Consider the following 16438-nt stretch of genomic DNA (forward strand, 5'->3'; position numbering starts at 1 on the left):
CTTTAGGCGGCGCGCATCAACCGAGCGCGAATTCCACAGCCGCCTCGGCATGGATGCGCGTCGTGTCGAAGACCGGGATGTCGAAATCCTGCTCGCCTATGAGCATGGTGATCTCGGTGCAGCCCATGATGACGCTGTCGGCCGCCTCTTCGCGGCGCAGGCGCTCGGTCTCGGCGATATAGGCCGCCTTTGAAGTCTCCTTGACGATGCCCTGGCACAACTCGTCGTAGATGACGCGATGGACCATGTCGCGCCCGGCACTATCGGGTACGACAGGGTTCAAGCCAAATCTGTCGGCGAGCCGGCCCTTGTAGAAATCCTGCTCCATGGTGAAGCGCGTCGCCAGCAGTGCCGGACGCTGCATGCCGGCGCGCTTGACCGCCACCGCGGTGGCATCGGCGATGTGGATCAGCGGGATCGACACCGACGCCTGCACTTGGTCGGCCAGTCTGTGCATGGTGTTGGTGCACAAAAGCAGACCCTCCGCGCCGCCGGCCTCGAGCTTGCGTGCGGCTTCGACGAGAAGCACACCGGCGCCATCCCAGTCGCCATGATGCTGCCGCTCGGCGATTTCGGCGAAGTCGAATGACCAGAGCAGAAGCCTGGCCGAATGCAAGCCGCCCAGCCGCTCGCGCACGATCTCGTTGAGCAGCCGATAGTAGATGGCCGTCGATTCCCAGCTCATGCCGCCCAGAAGGCCAAGGGTTTTCATTGCGCGAGCTGTTCCTTTTCCTAGGCGATCCTCGATACTATAAACACATGAGACCACAAGGAGGTCGCAGTGAAAACCGTTCAGCTTCAGCAGGCCAAGGCGACACTCTCGGCAATTGTGGAGGCCGCGGGAAATGGCGAGCCAACCATCATCACAGAAAACGGCAGGCCGGCTGCCATGATCGTCCCGGACGATGAAGGGCGAAAGCTCTATCCGCAAGACAGTCGGAGAAATTTGGCTGATTGGTTACTCGGTATCCCGGCGGCATCGAATTTGAGCGAAACGAATCGCCGTCACGAGATGCCGAGTTTTGAGCCGCCCGACGTACCTATTTGAATCCACCTACCAAGCGCCCGGCAACTACAAAAAACTCTGCGGATCGATATCCACCTGCACCCTGACCGAGCCGCGCTGCTTCGGCCCATTGGCAAGCATCGCGCGAATAAAACCTTGCATGTCGGCGCGCCGTTCGCCCTGGATCAGCAGACGGAAGCGGTGGCGGCCGCCGAGCAGTGACAACGGCGCCTCGGCTGGACCCAGCACGAACAGATCTGACGCCTCGGGCGCGGCGCGGCGCAGGCCGCGTGCATGGCCCTCGGCTTCCGCCCGCGTCACCGCACTGACGATGACGCCGGCGAGCCGACCGAAGGGCGGCAGTGCGGCCCGTTCGCGCTCGGCGATCTCACGTTCGTAAAACGCCTCGGCGTCGCCGGAGACGATTGCCCGCATCACCGGATGCTCGGGCTGAAAAGTCTGCAGCAGGCCAAGGCTCTTCTTGCCGGTGCGGCCGGCGCGGCCGGTGACCTGGCTGAGCAGCTGGAACGTCCGCTCGGCGGCGCGCGGATCGCCATTGGCAAGGCCGAGGTCGGCATCGACAACGCCAACCAGGGTCATGTTGGGAAAGTTGTGGCCCTTGGCGACGAGCTGCGTGCCGATGACGATGTCGGCCTCGCCATCGGCGATCGCCTCCAGCTCCAGCCGCAGCCGCCGCACGCCGCCCATCAGGTCCGACGACAAGACGATGGTACGCGCGTCGGGAAAATGCGTCACGACCTCTTCGGCGATCCGCTCGACACCCGGTCCGCAGGCGACCAGATGATCGAGCGTGCCGCATTCCGGGCAGGCTTCGGGGCGGCGCTCATTGTGCCCGCAATGATGGCAGACGAGCTGGCCGCGAAAGCGATGCTCGACCAGCCAGGCCGAGCAGACCGGGCAGCCGAAGCGGTGGCCGCAGACCCGGCACAGCGTCAGCGGCGCATAGCCGCGCCGGTTGAGGAACAGCAGCGACTGCTCCTGCCTCTCCAGCGTCTGGCGCATCTGGTCGAGCAGCACCGGCGACAGGAAGCCACCGCGCGCCGGCGGTGCGCGCCGCATGTCGACGGCCTTCAGATGCGGAAGTGCCGCCTCGGCGAAGCGAGCTGAGAGCACGGCCCTGTTGTAGCGGCCCTGGCTGGCGTTGACCCGGCTTTCGACCGACGGCGTCGCCGACGCCAGCACCACCGGAAAGCTGCCGATATGGCCGCGCACCACGGCCATATCACGCGCATTGTAGAAGACGCGGTCCTCCTGCTTGTAGGCAGGGTCGTGCTCCTCGTCGACGACGATCAGGCCGAGCTCCTTGAACGGCAGGAACAGCGCCGAGCGCGCGCCGGCGACGACCCGCACACCGCCCTCCGCCACTTGCCGCCAAACCCGCTCGCGCATCCGCGGCGGCAGGTCGGAATGCCATTCGCCCGGCTTGGCGCCGAAGCGCTGCTGGAAGCGCTCGAGAAAGGCATGCGTCAGCGCGATTTCCGGCAGCAGGATCAGCACCTGCCTGCCCTGGTCGAGCGCAGCCGCCACCGCCTCGAAATAGACCTCGGTCTTACCGGATCCGGTGACGCCGTCGAGCAGCGCAACGTTGAACACGCCGGCTGCGACATTGGCGCGCAGCATCTGCGCCGCGTCGCTCTGGTCCGGCATCAGTTCCGGAATGGCGTAGCCGGAATCGGGCGCGGCCACCACCGGGCGCGGCGGGATCATCACAGTCTCGAACACGCCTTGCGCCCTCAGGCCGTCAATCACCGTCGATGACACGCCGGCGGCGTGAGCGAGGCCGGAGCGCGTCCAGGCAAGGCCGCCTTCGGCCGTCTCCAGCACACGCTGCCTGGCGCCCGTCATCCGGTCGGGTGCGAGGAGCGTGCGCTGCAGCCCTTCGATCCAGGGTTCGGGGTCGAAAGCCTCCGGCGCCCTGAGCAGCATGCGCGCCACCATGCCCGGAGGCGACAGCGTGTACTGCGCCACCCAGTCGACGAAACGGCGCATCGCTCGGTCGATCGGCGGGCAGTCGAAGACCTGTTCGATGGGGCGCAGCTTTTTCGCGTCGACCTTCTCGACCGCGCCATCCCAGACGATGCCGGCGACCTGCCGCGGCCCGAGCGGCACGCGCACGATCGAGCCCGGCACCACGGGCATGCCGGCCGGCACGGCATAGGTGTAGGGGCGTTCGGCGGGCATCGGCACCAGCACCGGTGCGGCTGCGACAAAGGGCGAATCTTCGATCATGAGGCGTGACCTTGCCCTGACTTTGGTCTAGATCAAAGGCCGACCCCGAATGTGCATGGCATGCACATAAGAATCTTCAGGAGACCCGCCATGAAATTTTTTGTCGACACCGCCGACGTCAAGGATATCCGTGAGCTGAATGATCTGGGGCTGCTCGACGGCGTCACCACCAATCCGTCGCTGATCCTCAAATCCGGCGGCAAGATCGCCGACGTGACCAAAGAGATTTGCGACATCGTCAAGGGTCCGGTCTCGGCTGAAGTCACCGCCACTGAATATTCCGAGATGATGCAGCAGGCCAAGGTTCTGGCCAAGATCGCCGACAATGTCTGCATCAAGGTGCCGCTGACGCTGGACGGTCTCAAGGCCTGCAAGACGATCCGCACCGAGATGAACCGCCTGGTCAACGTCACGCTGTGCTTTTCGGCCAACCAGGCGCTGCTGGCGGCCAAGGCCGGTGCCTCGTTCATCTCGCCCTTCGTCGGCCGCGTCGACGACATCGGCATCGACGGCATGGAGCTGATCCAGGAGATCAGGCAGATCTACGACAATTACGATTTCCAGACCGAGATCCTCGTCGCTTCGGTGCGCACCGTGAACCACGTCAAGCAGGCGGCCCTCATCGGCGCCGATGTCGTGACCGCGCCGCCGGCGACACTGAAGGCGCTGGTCAAGCACCCGCTGACCGACAAGGGCCTGGAACAGTTCCTCGCCGACTGGGCAAAGACCGGCCAATCGATCGGCTGAGAATGGCGATCGGCTGAGACCAATCGCTTGTAATCAAAAAGGCCGGGCAACCGGCCTTTTTGATGTGCGCTTCAAGCGGGCTGCCGATCAGTCCGTGCCATCGTCCTCGGGCGCGCTTGCCGGCTGGCGCCGGCCCATGATGATTTCGCGTTTGCCGACATGGTTGGGTGCGCCGACCAGGCCTTCCTTTTCCATACGCTCGACCAGGGACGCGGCGCGGTTGTAGCCGATGCCGAGGCGGCGCTGGATGTAGGACGTCGAGCACTTCTTGTCGCGCACCACCACCTTCACCGCCTCGTCGTAGATCGCATCACTGTCTTCGGCTGCGACGGATCCCTTGTCGAAGACCGCGCCCTGGTCTTCTTCGATTTCTTCCTCGTCCTCGTCGGCCGTCACGGTTTCCAGATATTCAGGGCGCCCTTGCGCCTTGAGATGCGCGACCACATGCTCGACCTCGGCGTCGGAAACAAACGGCCCATGCACGCGCGAAATGCGCCCGCCGCCCATCATGTGCAGCATGTCGCCCTGGCCAAGCAATTGTTCGGCGCCCTGCTCGCCCAGGATGGTGCGGCTGTCGATCTTCGATGTCACCTGGAAGGAAATCCGGGTCGGGAAGTTGGCCTTGATCGTGCCGGTGATGACGTCGACCGAGGGGCGCTGCGTTGCCATGATCAGGTGAATGCCGGCAGCGCGCGCCATCTGCGCCAGTCGCTGGATCGCGCCTTCGATCTCCTTGCCGGCGACCATCATCAGGTCGGCCATCTCGTCGACGATGACGACGATGTAGGGCATCGGCGCGAGGTCGATTTCCTGCTGTTCGAAAAGCGGTTCGCCGGTGCCCTTTTCGAAGCCGGTCTGCACGGTCATGACGACGGTTTCGCCCTTGTCGCGGGCTTGAGCGGCACGCTCGTTGTAGCCGTCGATGTTGCGCACACCGAGCCGCGCCATCTTGCGATACCGGTCCTCCATTTCGCGCACCGCCCATTTGAGCGCCGTGACGGCTTTCTTGGGATCCGTGACGACAGGCGTCAAAAGATGCGGGATGCCGTCATAGACGGAAAGTTCGAGCATCTTGGGATCGACCATGATCAGCCGGCATTCTTCCGGCTTCAGCCGGTAGAGCAACGACAGGATCATGGTGTTGATGGCCACCGACTTGCCTGAACCGGTGGTTCCGGCAACGAGCAAATGCGGCATCTTCGCCAGCTCGGCGATGACGGGCTCGCCGCCGATCGTCTTGCCGAGACAAAGCGCCAGCTTGCAACTGGTCTTGCGGAAGCCTTCCGATTCGATCAGCTCCCGGAAATAGACGGTTCGCGCGTCTCGTTCGGGAGCTCGATGCCGATGACGTTGCGGCCAGGCACGACGGCGACGCGCGCCGAAATCGCCGACATTGAGCGGGCGATATCGTCGGCAAGCCCGATGACGCGAGAAGATTTGACGCCCGGCGCCGGCTCGAACTCATAAAGCGTGACCACCGGGCCTGGGCGAACATGAATGATCTCGCCACGCACGCCGAAGTCCTCGAGCACGCTTTCCAGCAGATCGGCGTTCTGCTCGAGCCGCTCCTGCGACATGTAGAAGCCTTGTCCCTCCGGTGGCTGCTGCAACAGCTCTTCCGAGGGAAGCTCATAGGGATCGCCCGCGCTCGACAGCACGACCTTTCCAGCCCCAGGCAAGCGCGCAGAGCGGGCGGCAACGGCCCTGGCAGGGACGTTCACACTTGGCGCGGCCGACGCGGAAACGGCGTCGCTTTTGGCGGCTGGGATTGCGACAGGCTGGACCGGCGACGGCGCATCGCTCGCCGGCACGCCGGGTTGGGCGACGGCCTGGTTCGAATTGGCCGGCCAAACATCCGGCAACGGCTTCAAGGCCTGGCCCGGAAGGCAGTCGATGACACGAAACAATGCGGTGGCATCGGTCCCTGGGCGAATATCGATCGGCGTAGTGGTGACTGGCGCCACGGCGAGCGATGCAGGCGACGCTGGACCGGTCTGCCGGGCCGGCGACGAAACGTCGACCAGATAGGGGGCCATGGCCTCGAAGAAGGCATGATCCGAAAGATACGGCCAGCGCAGCCTTTCGGAAGTGGTCGTTTTGATCGGGCCGCCCGGAGCAACGGACGCACGCGCGGATGCCTGCCCCGTCGCGGCCGTCCTCGGCGGCATCGGCGCAACGGCTGGCACCTTCTCCCTGGCGCGCCCCGCGGCAACAAAAGCAGCAGCCGGCGGCAGTGGCCCTTGCGTGGCGTGGCCGGCCAGCGGCTGGGAAGCAGGGCTTTTCACCGAAGCCGGCAATGCCAGGAGCGAAGGCGCGGAGGACGCCCCTTTGATCATGGATTGCGCAACGGCTTGCTCTGCTGGGCGCGTCGCGGCGTGTTCGACAACACGCTCGTGCTGCGGACGATGCTTCCTGGCCTCATAGTCCGGCGTGCGTGTAAAACGCACGTTGGGTGCAAGGAAGAAATATTCCTGCCAGGCAGGGCTCTCGATATCGCCGATTTTCGAAAGCGTGTCGTCCGAGCCGCCCCGCGGCTCCATATAGGGCCGCTTGTTGCCACCGAGATCGACCACCGGCGCTGAATAGCCGGCCTGGCGTGTGGCGGGCTGCCGGCCGCCCGGCTCCTTGCGAGCCGGACGATCAAGGTCGCCTGCCGCAGAAGAACCTCGCTGACCACCCCTGTCGCCGATGCTCTCGGAGCGCTTCCCCTCGGGATCATCAGGCGATGCGGCCGTCGATAAATTGACCCGGGAAAAACGCTTGGCTTCCATTCTCAAGACTCACTCTGAAATGTCTGCCGAGCAATAGGGAGCGAGTGGTTAACAGTTGCTTCCCGGATGGATCGCCGACCATCCTGGGCACCAAAATCTTCGTGGTAATCTGCGAGCGACACGGCACGATCGTCGTCTCGCCGCATCCACGCCGGTGGCGCGATCTACTCGCCGTGCCGCAGCAGCTCGATGGGTATCTTCGGACAATCCCTGTTCGGAATCTGGCTCTGTTCGAGAATCTGGTCATGATCCCGCGATCACCCCATCATGCCTGGGGCGCCGGACCGTTTCCGTGAAGCGATGAGGTGCGCTAGCCGGTCTTGCCGTGCCGGACAAGGTCCTGGGCAATGGACAGCTGCAGCGCTTCCGCCAACTCTCGCGCAGCGCGATTCTCGGCGTCGATCTGCGCCCGGTATGCGGCGAATTCCTGACGCGGCCTGTCGAAGGACGAGGTGATCGAACGCTTGCCGGATGCGATCACCACGCCGGTCTTCGCATCGGCCAGCGTATAGCTGCCGGTCAGCGTCACGGAACCGGCGGTCGGTTCGTCTTCATCCGTTCCGACCTGCACGAGTGCCGCGGACTCGACCGCTTCGGTCACGCCGAGATTGAGCGAATAGACCGGCGAGGCCGGCTCGCCGGCGCCTCGTCCAAACCCGAAAATCAGATTGTTGCGCACCTGTTGGCCGTAACGCGTATTGACCGGCTTGATGCCGATCAACGCCAGTTCGGCACTGGCACTGGCCTGCGAACCCGACAGTGGCGCGCTCGAATAGAGCGGCCGCACCGTGCAGGCCGAGACAAGCGCGAGCGAACCTATCAGGCCGGCAAGCGCAATGCGGCGCAGCAAATGGTTCAACTCTGTCTTTTCCCGATCAGGCAACGACATTGACGATCCTCTGCGGCACGATGATCACCTTGCGCGGAGCCTTACCTTCAAGTGCTTTCTGCACGAAGTCGAGAGCCAATACCGCTTTTTCGACCGCACCTTGGTCCGCGTCGCGGGCAATTGTCAAATCCCCCCGCTTCTTGCCGTTGACCTGTACCGGATAGGTGACTTCGTTGTCGACCACCAGCGCCGGATCGAAGACCGGCCAGGGCCGTTCGGCAACGAGATCGGTGCCGCCAAGCGTTGCCCAGCACTCCTCGGCCAGATGCGGCATGATCGGCGCGATCAGATGCACGAGAATCTCCACCGCCTGCCGACAGGCGCCTTTCAGCGCTGCATCGGCCTTGCCTTCGGCCACCTCGTTGAGCGGCGTGGTCAGCGCGTTGGCCAGTTCGTAGATGCGGGCGATGGCGCGGTTGAAAGCGAGCTTCTCGATATCCTCTCCGACCGCCTTCAGGATCTTGTGCGCGGCCTTGGAAACCACCGCGGCCTCGCCGCTGCTGGCCGCTAAGGGCTTGATACCGGCCAGTGTTTCGGCCGCCGTCGACACCAGGCGCCAGATGCGCTGGATGAAGCGATGCGCACCGGCAGCGCCATCGTCGGTCCACTCGACATCGCGCTCGGGAGGAGAATCGGACAGCATGAACCAGCGCGCCGTATCGGCGCCGTAGCCATCGGTGATGTCTTCCGGGCTCACCGTGTTCTTTTTCGATTTCGACATCTTTTCCAGCGGGCCGATGGTGACGGCCTCGCCGGTGGCGATGTCGATGGCGCTGCGCTTGCCGTCGACGTCCTCCAGCCGAACTTCGGTGGGCGCCAGCCAGCGGCCATTCGATGCCGAGCCGACGCGATAGGTTTCGTGCACCACCATGCCTTGCGTGAACAGGCCCTTGAACGGCTCGGCCAGATCGACATGGCCGGCCTCGCGCATGGCGCGGGTGAAGAAGCGCGAATAGAGCAGATGCAGGATCGCGTGCTCGATCCCGCCAATATACTGGTCGACCGGCAGCCATTCGTTGGCCGCCTTGGGATCGGTCGGTTCATGCGCCCACGGCGCGGTGAAGCGGGCAAAGTACCACGACGAATCGACGAACGTGTCCATCGTGTCGGTTTCGCGCCGCGCATCCCTGCCGCATTGCGGACATTTCACATGGCGCCATGTCGGATGCCGGTCGAGCGGATTGCCCGGGCGATCGAAATCGACATCGTCGGGCAGCTTCACCGGCAGGTCCACCTTCGGCACCGGCACCACGCCGCAAGCCTCGCAATGGATCATCGGGATCGGGCAGCCCCAGTAGCGCTGGCGCGAAATGCCCCAGTCGCGCAGGCGGAAATTCACCTTGCGCTCGGCCATCGGCCGGTTGCCGATGGTCTTCTGCTCCAGCAGTTTGGTGACTTCGTCGAAAGCCTGATCCGGCTTCATGCCGTCGAGAAAGCGCGAATTGATCATCACGCCGTCATCGACATAGGCTTCGTCGATGATCTGGAACGTCGCCGGATTCTCGCCTTCCGGCATCACCACCGGAATCACCGGCAGGCCGTATTTGTTGGCGAAGTCGAGGTCGCGCTGGTCGCCGGACGGACAGCCGAAAATGGCGCCGGTGCCGTATTCCATCAAAACGAAATTGGCGACATAGACCGGCAGCGTCCAGTTGTCGTCAAACGGATGGACGACGCGGAGGCCGGTGTCGAAACCCTTCTTCTCAGCTGTCTCCAGCGCCGCCACCGAGGTGCCCATATGGCCGATATCCTCAATGAACTTCGCCAGCGCCGGATTGTGCGCAGCGGCCTTCTTGGCCAACGGATGATCGGCGGCGACAGCCATGAAGGAAGCGCCGAAGATGGTGTCGGGCCTTGTCGTATAGACTTCCAGCTCATGCTCGCCACCAGAGGCGTCGGCCAGAGGCCAACGGATCAGCAGGCCTTCCGAGCGGCCGATCCAGTTCTGCTGCATCAGCTTCACTTTTTCCGGCCATTCGTCGAGGCCGTCGAGCGAATCCAGCAGATCCTGCGCGAAATCGGTGATCTTGAAGAACCACTGCGTCAGCTCGCGCTGTTCGACCAGCGCGCCCGAGCGCCAGCCGCGCCCGTCGATGACCTGCTCGTTGGCGAGCACCGTCATGTCCTCCGGATCCCAGTTGACCTTGGAGGATTTGCGCGTCACCAGCCCCTTCTCGACAAAATCGAGGAACAGCATCTGCTGGCGGTGGTAATAGTCGACGTCACAGGTGGCGAATTCGCGCGCCCAGTCCAGCGACAGCCCCATGACCTTGAGCTGCTCGCGCATGGTGGCGATGTTCTGGTAGGTCCACTCCTTGGGATGGACCTTGTTCTGCATCGCCGCGTTTTCGGCCGGCATGCCGAAGGCGTCCCAGCCCATCGGGTGCAGCACGTTGAAACCCTTGGCCCGCTTGTAGCGCGCCACCACGTCGCCCATCGTGTAATTGCGGGTATGACCGATATGGATGCGCCCCGACGGATAGGGGAACATCTCCAGCACATAGTATTTCGGGCGCGGATCGTCATTGTGCGCTTCGAACAGCTTCTTGGCGTCCCAGGCCTTCTGCCATTTGGGCTCTGACGCGCGCGGATTGTATCGTTCGGTTGCCATGGGACGTTTTTCACTTAAAAGCATGCGCGAACTGCGGGCGACGGCTCGGCAGTTCAGGGAATGTGGTCCGGGTGTTCACCATGGTTTGGCAAACCCGTCAACCATATGGGTATCGCGTCTGACAAAAACGCCGGTCAAAACAGCAGGATTTGCATATGGGCGATGCCGTTCAGCAGTTTTTCGCGGTCAAGGCGAAGATCGACGCCGCCGAGCGCGAGGCCGGCCGCGAAGCCGGCGCCGTGACGCTGGTCGCGGTCTCCAAGACCTTTGACGCTGCCGACATCGGCCCGGTCATCGAAGCCGGCCAGCGCGTCTTCGGCGAGAACCGTGTGCAGGAGGCGCAAGGCAAATGGCCTGATCTGAAGGACGCTTTTCCTGGCATCGAACTGCATCTGATCGGCCCGCTGCAATCCAACAAGGCCAAGGAGGCTGTGGCGCTGTTCGACGTCATCGAGACGATCGATCGCGAGAAGATCGCCGCCGAACTGGCCAAGGAGATCGCCAAACAGGGCCGCGCGCCAAAACTCTATGTCCAGGTCAACACCGGCTCCGAGCCGCAGAAGGCCGGCATCGAGCCGCGCGAGGCCGTGGCTTTCGTCACCCGCTGCCGCGACGTCCATGGCCTCGCCATCGAGGGCCTGATGTGCATCCCGCCGGCCGACGAGAATCCCGGCCCGCACTTCGCGCTGTTGGAAAAGCTCGGCAAGGAAGCCAACGTCGCCAAACTTTCGATGGGCATGTCCGGCGATTATGAGACCGCGATCGCCTTCGGCGCCACCAGCGTCCGCGTCGGTTCGGCGATCTTCGGCAGCCGATAGTTCCGATGCACAGACCGGTCTCTAGTCGCTAAATTCCAACATATTCGATTGGCTGCAGGCCACCACACCTTCGTCATCCTAGGGCGGAGCGACGCGAAGCGGAGCGCAGACCCTAGGATCCATGCCGTGACGACAAGGAAAATGCAGCGGTGCAGAATTCTGTTCCGCTGCATTCTTCGGCAGATGTCGCGGCATGGATCCTCGGGTCTGCGCTGCGTCGCTGCGCTCCTTGCTCCGCCCGTGGATGACGACGAGAGAGATGTTTAGGCCAATCCCCGAGGTTTGCGATCTGCCGCCGAAAGAGGCTATAGATTCTCGCTGCCAATAGCTTCCAACCCATGTCGAGGAACTAGCGAACACATCTGTTCGAGCGGAAACCCTGCCATGCTTCAACGGCATCTGGTATATGACTAGCGAAGCCATCTAGCGAGTAGTGCCCTTGAACTGGCATCTTAAGGACGCGAAGAACAATCTGGCGAAACTCGTACGGCAGGCGCGGGAACAAGGGCCACAAACCATCACGGTGCGCGGAAAGCCAACTGCTGTCGTACTCTCCCCCGAGGACTACGACCGACTGGTCGGCGCAACACCTTCGCTTGCGGAATATCTTCTCTCAGGTCCCGTGTGGGATGACGACTTCGTCGAGGAGGTCAATCGCCGCCCGAAGACGAAGATCCGAGTTATAGACTTATAATCCGCATACTCATGCGAACCTCGTTCGGTGAATGCAGCGGGCGCTTTTCTGATGGCGGCATTAGATGCGGTGAGGGGTTATAGGCCAACTCGGCGGGCTCGTTGAGCCAGCAATTGGAAACGAAACGTACCGTTCCTATTTGCTTTGCGTCATCACAAATTCTCTGGAGCCGCCACCATGCGCTACAACCAGCTTGGAAATACGGGGATGTTCGTCTCCGAACTGTGCCTCGGCACCATGACCTTCGGCGCCGCCGGTCAGAATGCCCAATGGGGCCTGATCGCCAGCCTCGACCAGAAGGGTGTCAACGAGATCGTTGCCCATTCGCTCGCCGCCGGCGTGAATTTCTTCGATACGGCCGACGTCTACTCCTTTGGCGAATCCGAACGGCTGCTCGGCCAGTCGCTCAGGGATCTCGGTGTGAACAGGCAGAACGTGGTCATCGCCACCAAGGCGCATGGCGCCATGGGCGAAGGCCCCAACCAGCGCGGCTCGTCACGCGGCCACATCATGGACTCGGTCGATGCCAGCTTAGAGCGGCTGCAGCTCGACCATATCGATCTTTACCAGCTGCACGGCACCGACACCGTGACGCCGATCGACGAAACGCTGCGGGCGCTCGACGATCTCGTTGCCAGCGGCAAGGTTCGCTATGTCGGCGTCTCCAACTGGGCGGCATGGCGCATCGCCAAGGCGCTCGGCATCGCCGAGCGCAAGGGCTTTGCCCGTTTCGAGACCGTCCAGTCCTATTATTCGATCGCCGGCCGCGACCTCGAGCGCGAGATCGTGCCGCTGCTCAACGAAGAGAAGCTCGGCCTGATGGTGTGGTCGCCGATGGCCGGTGGCCTGCTCTCCGGCAAGTACGGCCCCGGCGCGCCCGGCAATGGCGAAGGCCGCCGCGCGTCCTTCAACTTCCCGCCGGTCAACGAAGACCGCGCCTGGGCCGCGGTGGCCGTCATGCGCGAAATCGCCAAAAAGCATGATGTCAGCGTCGCCACGGTGGCGCTCGGCTATGTCCTGGCCAAGCCCTTCGTGATGAGCGTCATCATCGGCGCCAGCCGCATGGAGCAGCTGGAGCAGAACCTTGCCGCGACTGAAGTGAAGCTCGACACCGACGATCTGCTTCGTCTCGACGAGGTCAGCGCCCTGCCGTCCGAATATCCCGGCTGGATGCTGGAGCGCCAGGCAGTGGGCCGCCGCCCGGCGCCGTTCACGCCGAAAGCATAAATACAGCCCACGCTGACATCCCGGGAGCCGTGGCTCCGGAGATGTCAGCTCAGCCGGACGCTCTCTCCGAGAAAATCGAGAAAGGCACGCACCCGCGCCGGCAGATGCCGGCCCTGGCCGACATAGACGGCGTGGGTCGGCTCCTCGTCGCCCGGATTGAATGCCTCCAGCAGCGACACCAGCCGGCCGGCCGCCATGTCTTCCGCCACATGCCAGCGCGCCAGCCGGGCGATGCCTGCGCCCGCCAGCGCCATCAGCCGCATCGCCTCACCATCGCTGACCAGCGTGTTGCCGGTGATGGGAACCATGATGGCGCGGCCGTCCGCGTCGAGGAACGGCCAGCCATCGAGATGCCTGACGAACCCGAAGCCCATGCGGTTATGCCTGTCGAGATCGGCTGGCGTCAGCGGCGTGCCCTGCGTTTCGAGGTAGGAAGGTGCTGCAACGACCACCACAGGGCTTTGCCCCAGCTTGCGCGCCACCAGCCGTGACTCACTCAGCGGCCCGGCACGGATAGCGACATCGGCGCGTTCCGCCATCAGGTCGATGACGCTGTCGGTCAGCACCAGATCGACCGAAATCTCGGGGTAGCGTTCGAGGAAGCGTGGCAGAAGCGGGATCAGCCGGTGTACCCCGAAGGGCACGTAGCTGTTGACGCGCAACCGTCCGCGCGGTGAAGCACCCGCCGCCGCCTCCTGCTCGGCCGCCGCCATGTCGGCGAGGATGCGCAGGCCGCTCTCGTAGAACGCGGTACCTTCCGGCGTCAGTTGCAGCTTTCGCGTCGAGCGGCTGACCAGCCGCGCGCCAAGCCGGGCCTCCAGCCGCGCGATCAGCTTGCTCACCGCCGACGGTGTCATGCGCAACGCGCGTGCCGCGGAGGAAAAACTGCCTTCCTCGACGACGCGCACGAACACTTCGATCTCGCCGGAGCGATTGATATCGGGCCTGGCCATTTGTGAATCTATTTCACAGAAAATGTGCCCAAGGCAAGTCTGGTTCACAATGCAGGGAAGCACGATCTCAGGGGTCGGGGCGCGGGACGGCGCTCTTCGCCATCGAAGTGGAAACCGCCATGCCTCTTGCTCTTTACGCGCTTGCCGCCGGTGCCTTCGGCATCGGCGTCACCGAATTCGTCATCATGGGTCTGCTGCTCGATGTCAGCAAGGATCTCGGCGTTTCGATCACGGCCGCCGGCCAGCTCATTTCGGGCTATGCGCTCGGCGTCGTCATCGGCGCGCCCCTGCTGACCATCGCCACCGGCAACTGGCCACGCAAGACCGTGCTTCTGGCACTGATGGCGATCTTCACGCTTGGCAATCTCGCCTGTGCGCTGGCCCCCGATTACTGGACGCTGATGGGCGCCCGCATTATCACCGCCTTCGCCCACGGCACATTCTTTGGCGTCGGCTCTGTCGTCGCCACCGGGCTGGTCGCACCCAACAGACAAGCCTCGGCGATCGCGCTGATGTTCACCGGTCTGACCATCGCCAACATCCTCGGCGTGCCCTTCGGCACCTGGCTCGGCCAGGCCTTCGGCTGGCGAGCGACCTTCTGGGCGGTGACATTGGTCGGCGTGGCGGCCTTCGCCGTCATCCTGGCTCTGGTGCCACGCAGCCGGACGGCGCCCGAAAAGAGCGATCTGCGCGCCGATCTCGCCGTGCTGCGCCGCACGCCCGTCCTGCTCGGCCTCGCCACCACGGTGCTCGGCTATGCCGGCGTCTTCGCCGTCTTCACCTATATCGCACCACTGCTGACCGAGATCAGCGGCTTCAAGGAAGCGGCCGTGTCGCCGATCCTGCTCGTCTTCGGCGGCGGTCTCATCGCCGGCAATTTGCTTGGCGGCAAGGTCGCCGACCGCTGGCTGGTGCCGGCCGTGCTGGGCAGTCTCGTGGTGCTGGCCCTGGTGCTCGCCACCATGAGCTTCGCCATCCACAGCCAGGTCATGGCCGTCATCTATGTCGGCCTGCTCGGTGCCGCCGCCTTCGCCACAGTGGCGCCGCTGCAGATGTGGGTGCTGGACAAGGCGCAAGGTGCCGGCCAGAGCCTCGCCTCGTCCTTCAACATCGCCGCCTTCAATCTCGGCAATGCGGCAGGCGCCTGGCTTGGTGGTGCGGTGATTGCCCATGGCCTTGGCCTGGGCTCCCTTACCTGGGTCGCCGCCCTGCTGCCGCTCGCGGCACTCGGTGTGGCGGGGCTGGCGCTGCGTCTCGATCGCACCGCCACGCTCGGCGAGCCTGCCTCCATCCGGTCGTGACCGTCCTCTGCAAACCCGCTTCCCACACCCTTCATTCCACAGGAGTAAAAAGATGGACTACCGACGTCTCGGTGCATCGGGCCTGAAAGTGCCCGCACTCTCATTCGGCGCGGGAACCTTTGGCGGCTCCGGCCCGCTGTTCGGCGCCTGGGGCAACAGCGACGCCAGGGAAGCGCGGCGGCTGATCGACATTTGCCTGGAGGCCGGCGTCAATTTGTTCGACACCGCCGACGTCTATTCGAACGGCGCCTCGGAAGAGGTGCTTGGCGAAGCCATAAAAGGCCGCCGCGATGCCGTCCTGATATCGACCAAGACCGCGCTGCCGATGGGCGACGGACCGGCTGACTATGGCTCTTCCCGGTCGCGGTTGATCAAGTCGGTGGACGCCGCGCTGAAGCGCCTCGGCACTGACTATATCGACCTGTTGCAACTGCACGCTTTCGATGCCGGGACGCCGATCGAGGAGGTCTTGTCGACGCTGGACGAACTCGTGCGCGCCGGCAAACTGCGCTATGTCGGCGTCTCCAATTTCTCCGGCTGGCAAGTGATGAAGTCGCTGGCGCAAGCCGACAAGCACGGTTATCCGCGCTATGTCGCGCACCAGGTCTACTACTCGCTGGTCGGCCGCGACTACGAATGGGAGCTGATGCCGCTCGGCCTCGACCAGGGCGTTGGCGCGCTCGTGTGGAGCCCGCTTGGCTGGGGCCGCCTGACCGGCAAGATCCGCCGTGGCCAGCCCTTGCCGGAAAAGAGCCGGCTGCACGACACGGCAAGCTTCGGACCGCCGGTCGAGGACGAGCATCTCTATCGGGTGATGGATGCGCTCGATGCGGTGGCGCAGGAAACCGGCAAGACCGTGCCGCAGATCGCCATCAACTGGCTCCTGCAGCGCCCGACCGTGTCGTCGGTCATCATTGGCGCCCGCAACGAGGAACAGCTTCGCCAGAACCTCGGCGCCGTCGGCTGGACCTTGACGCCGGAGCAGATCGGGAAACTCGACGCCGCAAGCGAAGTCACCGCGCCCTACCCGTACTTCCCGTATCGGCGGCAGGAAGGCTTTGCCCGGCTGAACCCGCCGGCTGTTTGATTAAGTCACAGTCTTACGTTCCGGGGCCGCCATAGAGACATTTGGGGGTAGCCGAAGCCCCTCAACTTCGTCATCCACGGGCGG

12 protein-coding genes and 1 pseudogene are annotated in these 16438 nt (G+C 63.9%); 7 read left to right on the forward strand and 6 right to left on the reverse strand.

The genetic code is table 11. The features are described from left to right. Nucleotides 1–16 precede the first annotated feature (16 nt). The gene (locus NP945_RS27105; RefSeq protein WP_127267281.1) at nt 17–712 is read right to left on the reverse strand and encodes an aspartate/glutamate racemase family protein; all 696 of its coding nucleotides are present in this window, start codon (nt 710–712) and stop codon (nt 17–19) included. A gap of 69 nt (nt 713–781) precedes the next feature. Here NP945_RS27105 and NP945_RS27110 point away from each other — a divergent pair, with 69 nt between their 5' ends. Continuing rightward, the gene (locus tag NP945_RS27110) at nt 782–1048 is read left to right on the forward strand and encodes a type II toxin-antitoxin system Phd/YefM family antitoxin (RefSeq protein ID WP_236382932.1); all 267 of its coding nucleotides are present in this window, start codon (nt 782–784) and stop codon (nt 1046–1048) included. A gap of 24 nt (nt 1049–1072) precedes the next feature. Here NP945_RS27110 and NP945_RS27115 read toward each other — a convergent pair whose 3' ends face one another. Continuing rightward, on the reverse strand, nt 1073–3256 hold the full coding sequence (locus NP945_RS27115; RefSeq protein WP_256748045.1) for a primosomal protein N': 2184 nt from the start codon (nt 3254–3256) through the stop codon (nt 1073–1075). A gap of 90 nt (nt 3257–3346) precedes the next feature. Between NP945_RS27115 and fsa the strand changes: the two genes are divergently transcribed. Beyond that, nucleotides 3347–4003 carry a fructose-6-phosphate aldolase gene (gene fsa, locus NP945_RS27120; RefSeq protein WP_127320636.1) on the forward strand — a complete coding sequence of 219 codons (657 nt, stop codon included), beginning with the start codon at nt 3347–3349 and terminating at the stop codon, nt 4001–4003. A gap of 87 nt (nt 4004–4090) precedes the next feature. Here fsa and NP945_RS27125 read toward each other — a convergent pair. The 3 genes and pseudogenes from NP945_RS27125 to leuS all read right to left on the reverse strand — a co-directional run bounded on the left by NP945_RS27125 (nt 4091) and on the right by leuS (nt 10274). Further along, nucleotides 4091–6774, reverse strand: a pseudogene (locus tag NP945_RS27125) (DNA translocase FtsK). 310 nt (nt 6775–7084) lie between these two features. Continuing rightward, complete coding sequence (gene lptE, locus NP945_RS27130; RefSeq protein ID WP_127269446.1) at nt 7085–7663, reverse strand: LPS assembly lipoprotein LptE; 579 nt, start codon at nt 7661–7663, stop codon at nt 7085–7087. Beyond that, the gene (leuS, locus tag NP945_RS27135; RefSeq protein ID WP_127269445.1) at nt 7650–10274 is read right to left on the reverse strand and encodes a leucine--tRNA ligase; all 2625 of its coding nucleotides are present in this window, start codon (nt 10272–10274) and stop codon (nt 7650–7652) included. Before leuS ends, lptE begins: the two co-directional genes overlap by 14 nt. A 155-nt stretch (nt 10275–10429) precedes the next feature. Here leuS and NP945_RS27140 point away from each other — a divergent pair, with 155 nt between their 5' ends. From NP945_RS27140 to NP945_RS27150, 3 genes are all read left to right on the forward strand, one after another. Then, nucleotides 10430–11092, forward strand: a complete 663-nt coding sequence (locus NP945_RS27140) for a YggS family pyridoxal phosphate-dependent enzyme (RefSeq protein WP_127273581.1) — start codon at nt 10430–10432, stop codon at nt 11090–11092. Between the two features lie 439 nt (nt 11093–11531). Next, entirely contained in the window at nt 11532–11786 is a 255-nt protein-coding gene (locus tag NP945_RS27145) for a type II toxin-antitoxin system Phd/YefM family antitoxin (protein WP_127268248.1), read from the forward strand. 177 nt (nt 11787–11963) lie between these two features. Beyond that, nucleotides 11964–13013: an aldo/keto reductase gene (locus NP945_RS27150; protein ID WP_256748046.1), complete on the forward strand. Its 1050-nt coding sequence runs from the start codon at nt 11964–11966 to the stop codon at nt 13011–13013. Between the two features lie 44 nt (nt 13014–13057). Here NP945_RS27150 and NP945_RS27155 read toward each other — a convergent pair whose 3' ends face one another. Continuing rightward, the gene (locus NP945_RS27155; RefSeq protein WP_256748047.1) at nt 13058–13966 is read right to left on the reverse strand and encodes a LysR substrate-binding domain-containing protein; all 909 of its coding nucleotides are present in this window, start codon (nt 13964–13966) and stop codon (nt 13058–13060) included. Nucleotides 13967–14085: 119 nt separating this feature from the next. Here NP945_RS27155 and NP945_RS27160 point away from each other — a divergent pair, with 119 nt between their 5' ends. Beyond that, on the forward strand, nt 14086–15267 hold the full coding sequence (locus NP945_RS27160; RefSeq protein WP_127268245.1) for an MFS transporter: 1182 nt from the start codon (nt 14086–14088) through the stop codon (nt 15265–15267). A gap of 52 nt (nt 15268–15319) precedes the next feature. Continuing rightward, entirely contained in the window at nt 15320–16354 is a 1035-nt protein-coding gene (locus NP945_RS27165) for an aldo/keto reductase (RefSeq protein WP_127268244.1), read from the forward strand. Nucleotides 16355–16438 lie beyond the last annotated feature (84 nt).

The organism is Mesorhizobium sp. LMG17149, from assembly GCF_024518695.1.
In the GTDB taxonomy this organism is placed as follows: domain Bacteria; phylum Pseudomonadota; class Alphaproteobacteria; order Rhizobiales; family Rhizobiaceae; genus Mesorhizobium.

What these genes read in the sequence shown, in the direction of transcription:
- NP945_RS27105 (WP_127267281.1), bottom strand. Translation starts at nt 712, where the DNA reads ATGAAAACCCTTGGCCTTCTGGGCGGCATGAGCTGGGAATCGACGGCC.
- NP945_RS27115 (WP_256748045.1), bottom strand. Translation starts at nt 3,256, where the DNA reads ATGATCGAAGATTCGCCCTTTGTCGCAGCCGCACCGGTGCTGGTGCCG.
- fsa (WP_127320636.1), top strand. Translation starts at nt 3,347, where the DNA reads ATGAAATTTTTTGTCGACACCGCCGACGTCAAGGATATCCGTGAGCTG.
- lptE (WP_127269446.1), bottom strand. Translation starts at nt 7,663, where the DNA reads ATGTCGTTGCCTGATCGGGAAAAGACAGAGTTGAACCATTTGCTGCGC.
- leuS (WP_127269445.1), bottom strand. Translation starts at nt 10,274, where the DNA reads ATGGCAACCGAACGATACAATCCGCGCGCGTCAGAGCCCAAATGGCAG.
- NP945_RS27140 (WP_127273581.1), top strand. Translation starts at nt 10,430, where the DNA reads ATGGGCGATGCCGTTCAGCAGTTTTTCGCGGTCAAGGCGAAGATCGAC.
- NP945_RS27150 (WP_256748046.1), top strand. Translation starts at nt 11,964, where the DNA reads ATGCGCTACAACCAGCTTGGAAATACGGGGATGTTCGTCTCCGAACTG.
- NP945_RS27155 (WP_256748047.1), bottom strand. Translation starts at nt 13,966, where the DNA reads ATGGCCAGGCCCGATATCAATCGCTCCGGCGAGATCGAAGTGTTCGTG.
- NP945_RS27160 (WP_127268245.1), top strand. Translation starts at nt 14,086, where the DNA reads ATGCCTCTTGCTCTTTACGCGCTTGCCGCCGGTGCCTTCGGCATCGGC.
- NP945_RS27165 (WP_127268244.1), top strand. Translation starts at nt 15,320, where the DNA reads ATGGACTACCGACGTCTCGGTGCATCGGGCCTGAAAGTGCCCGCACTC.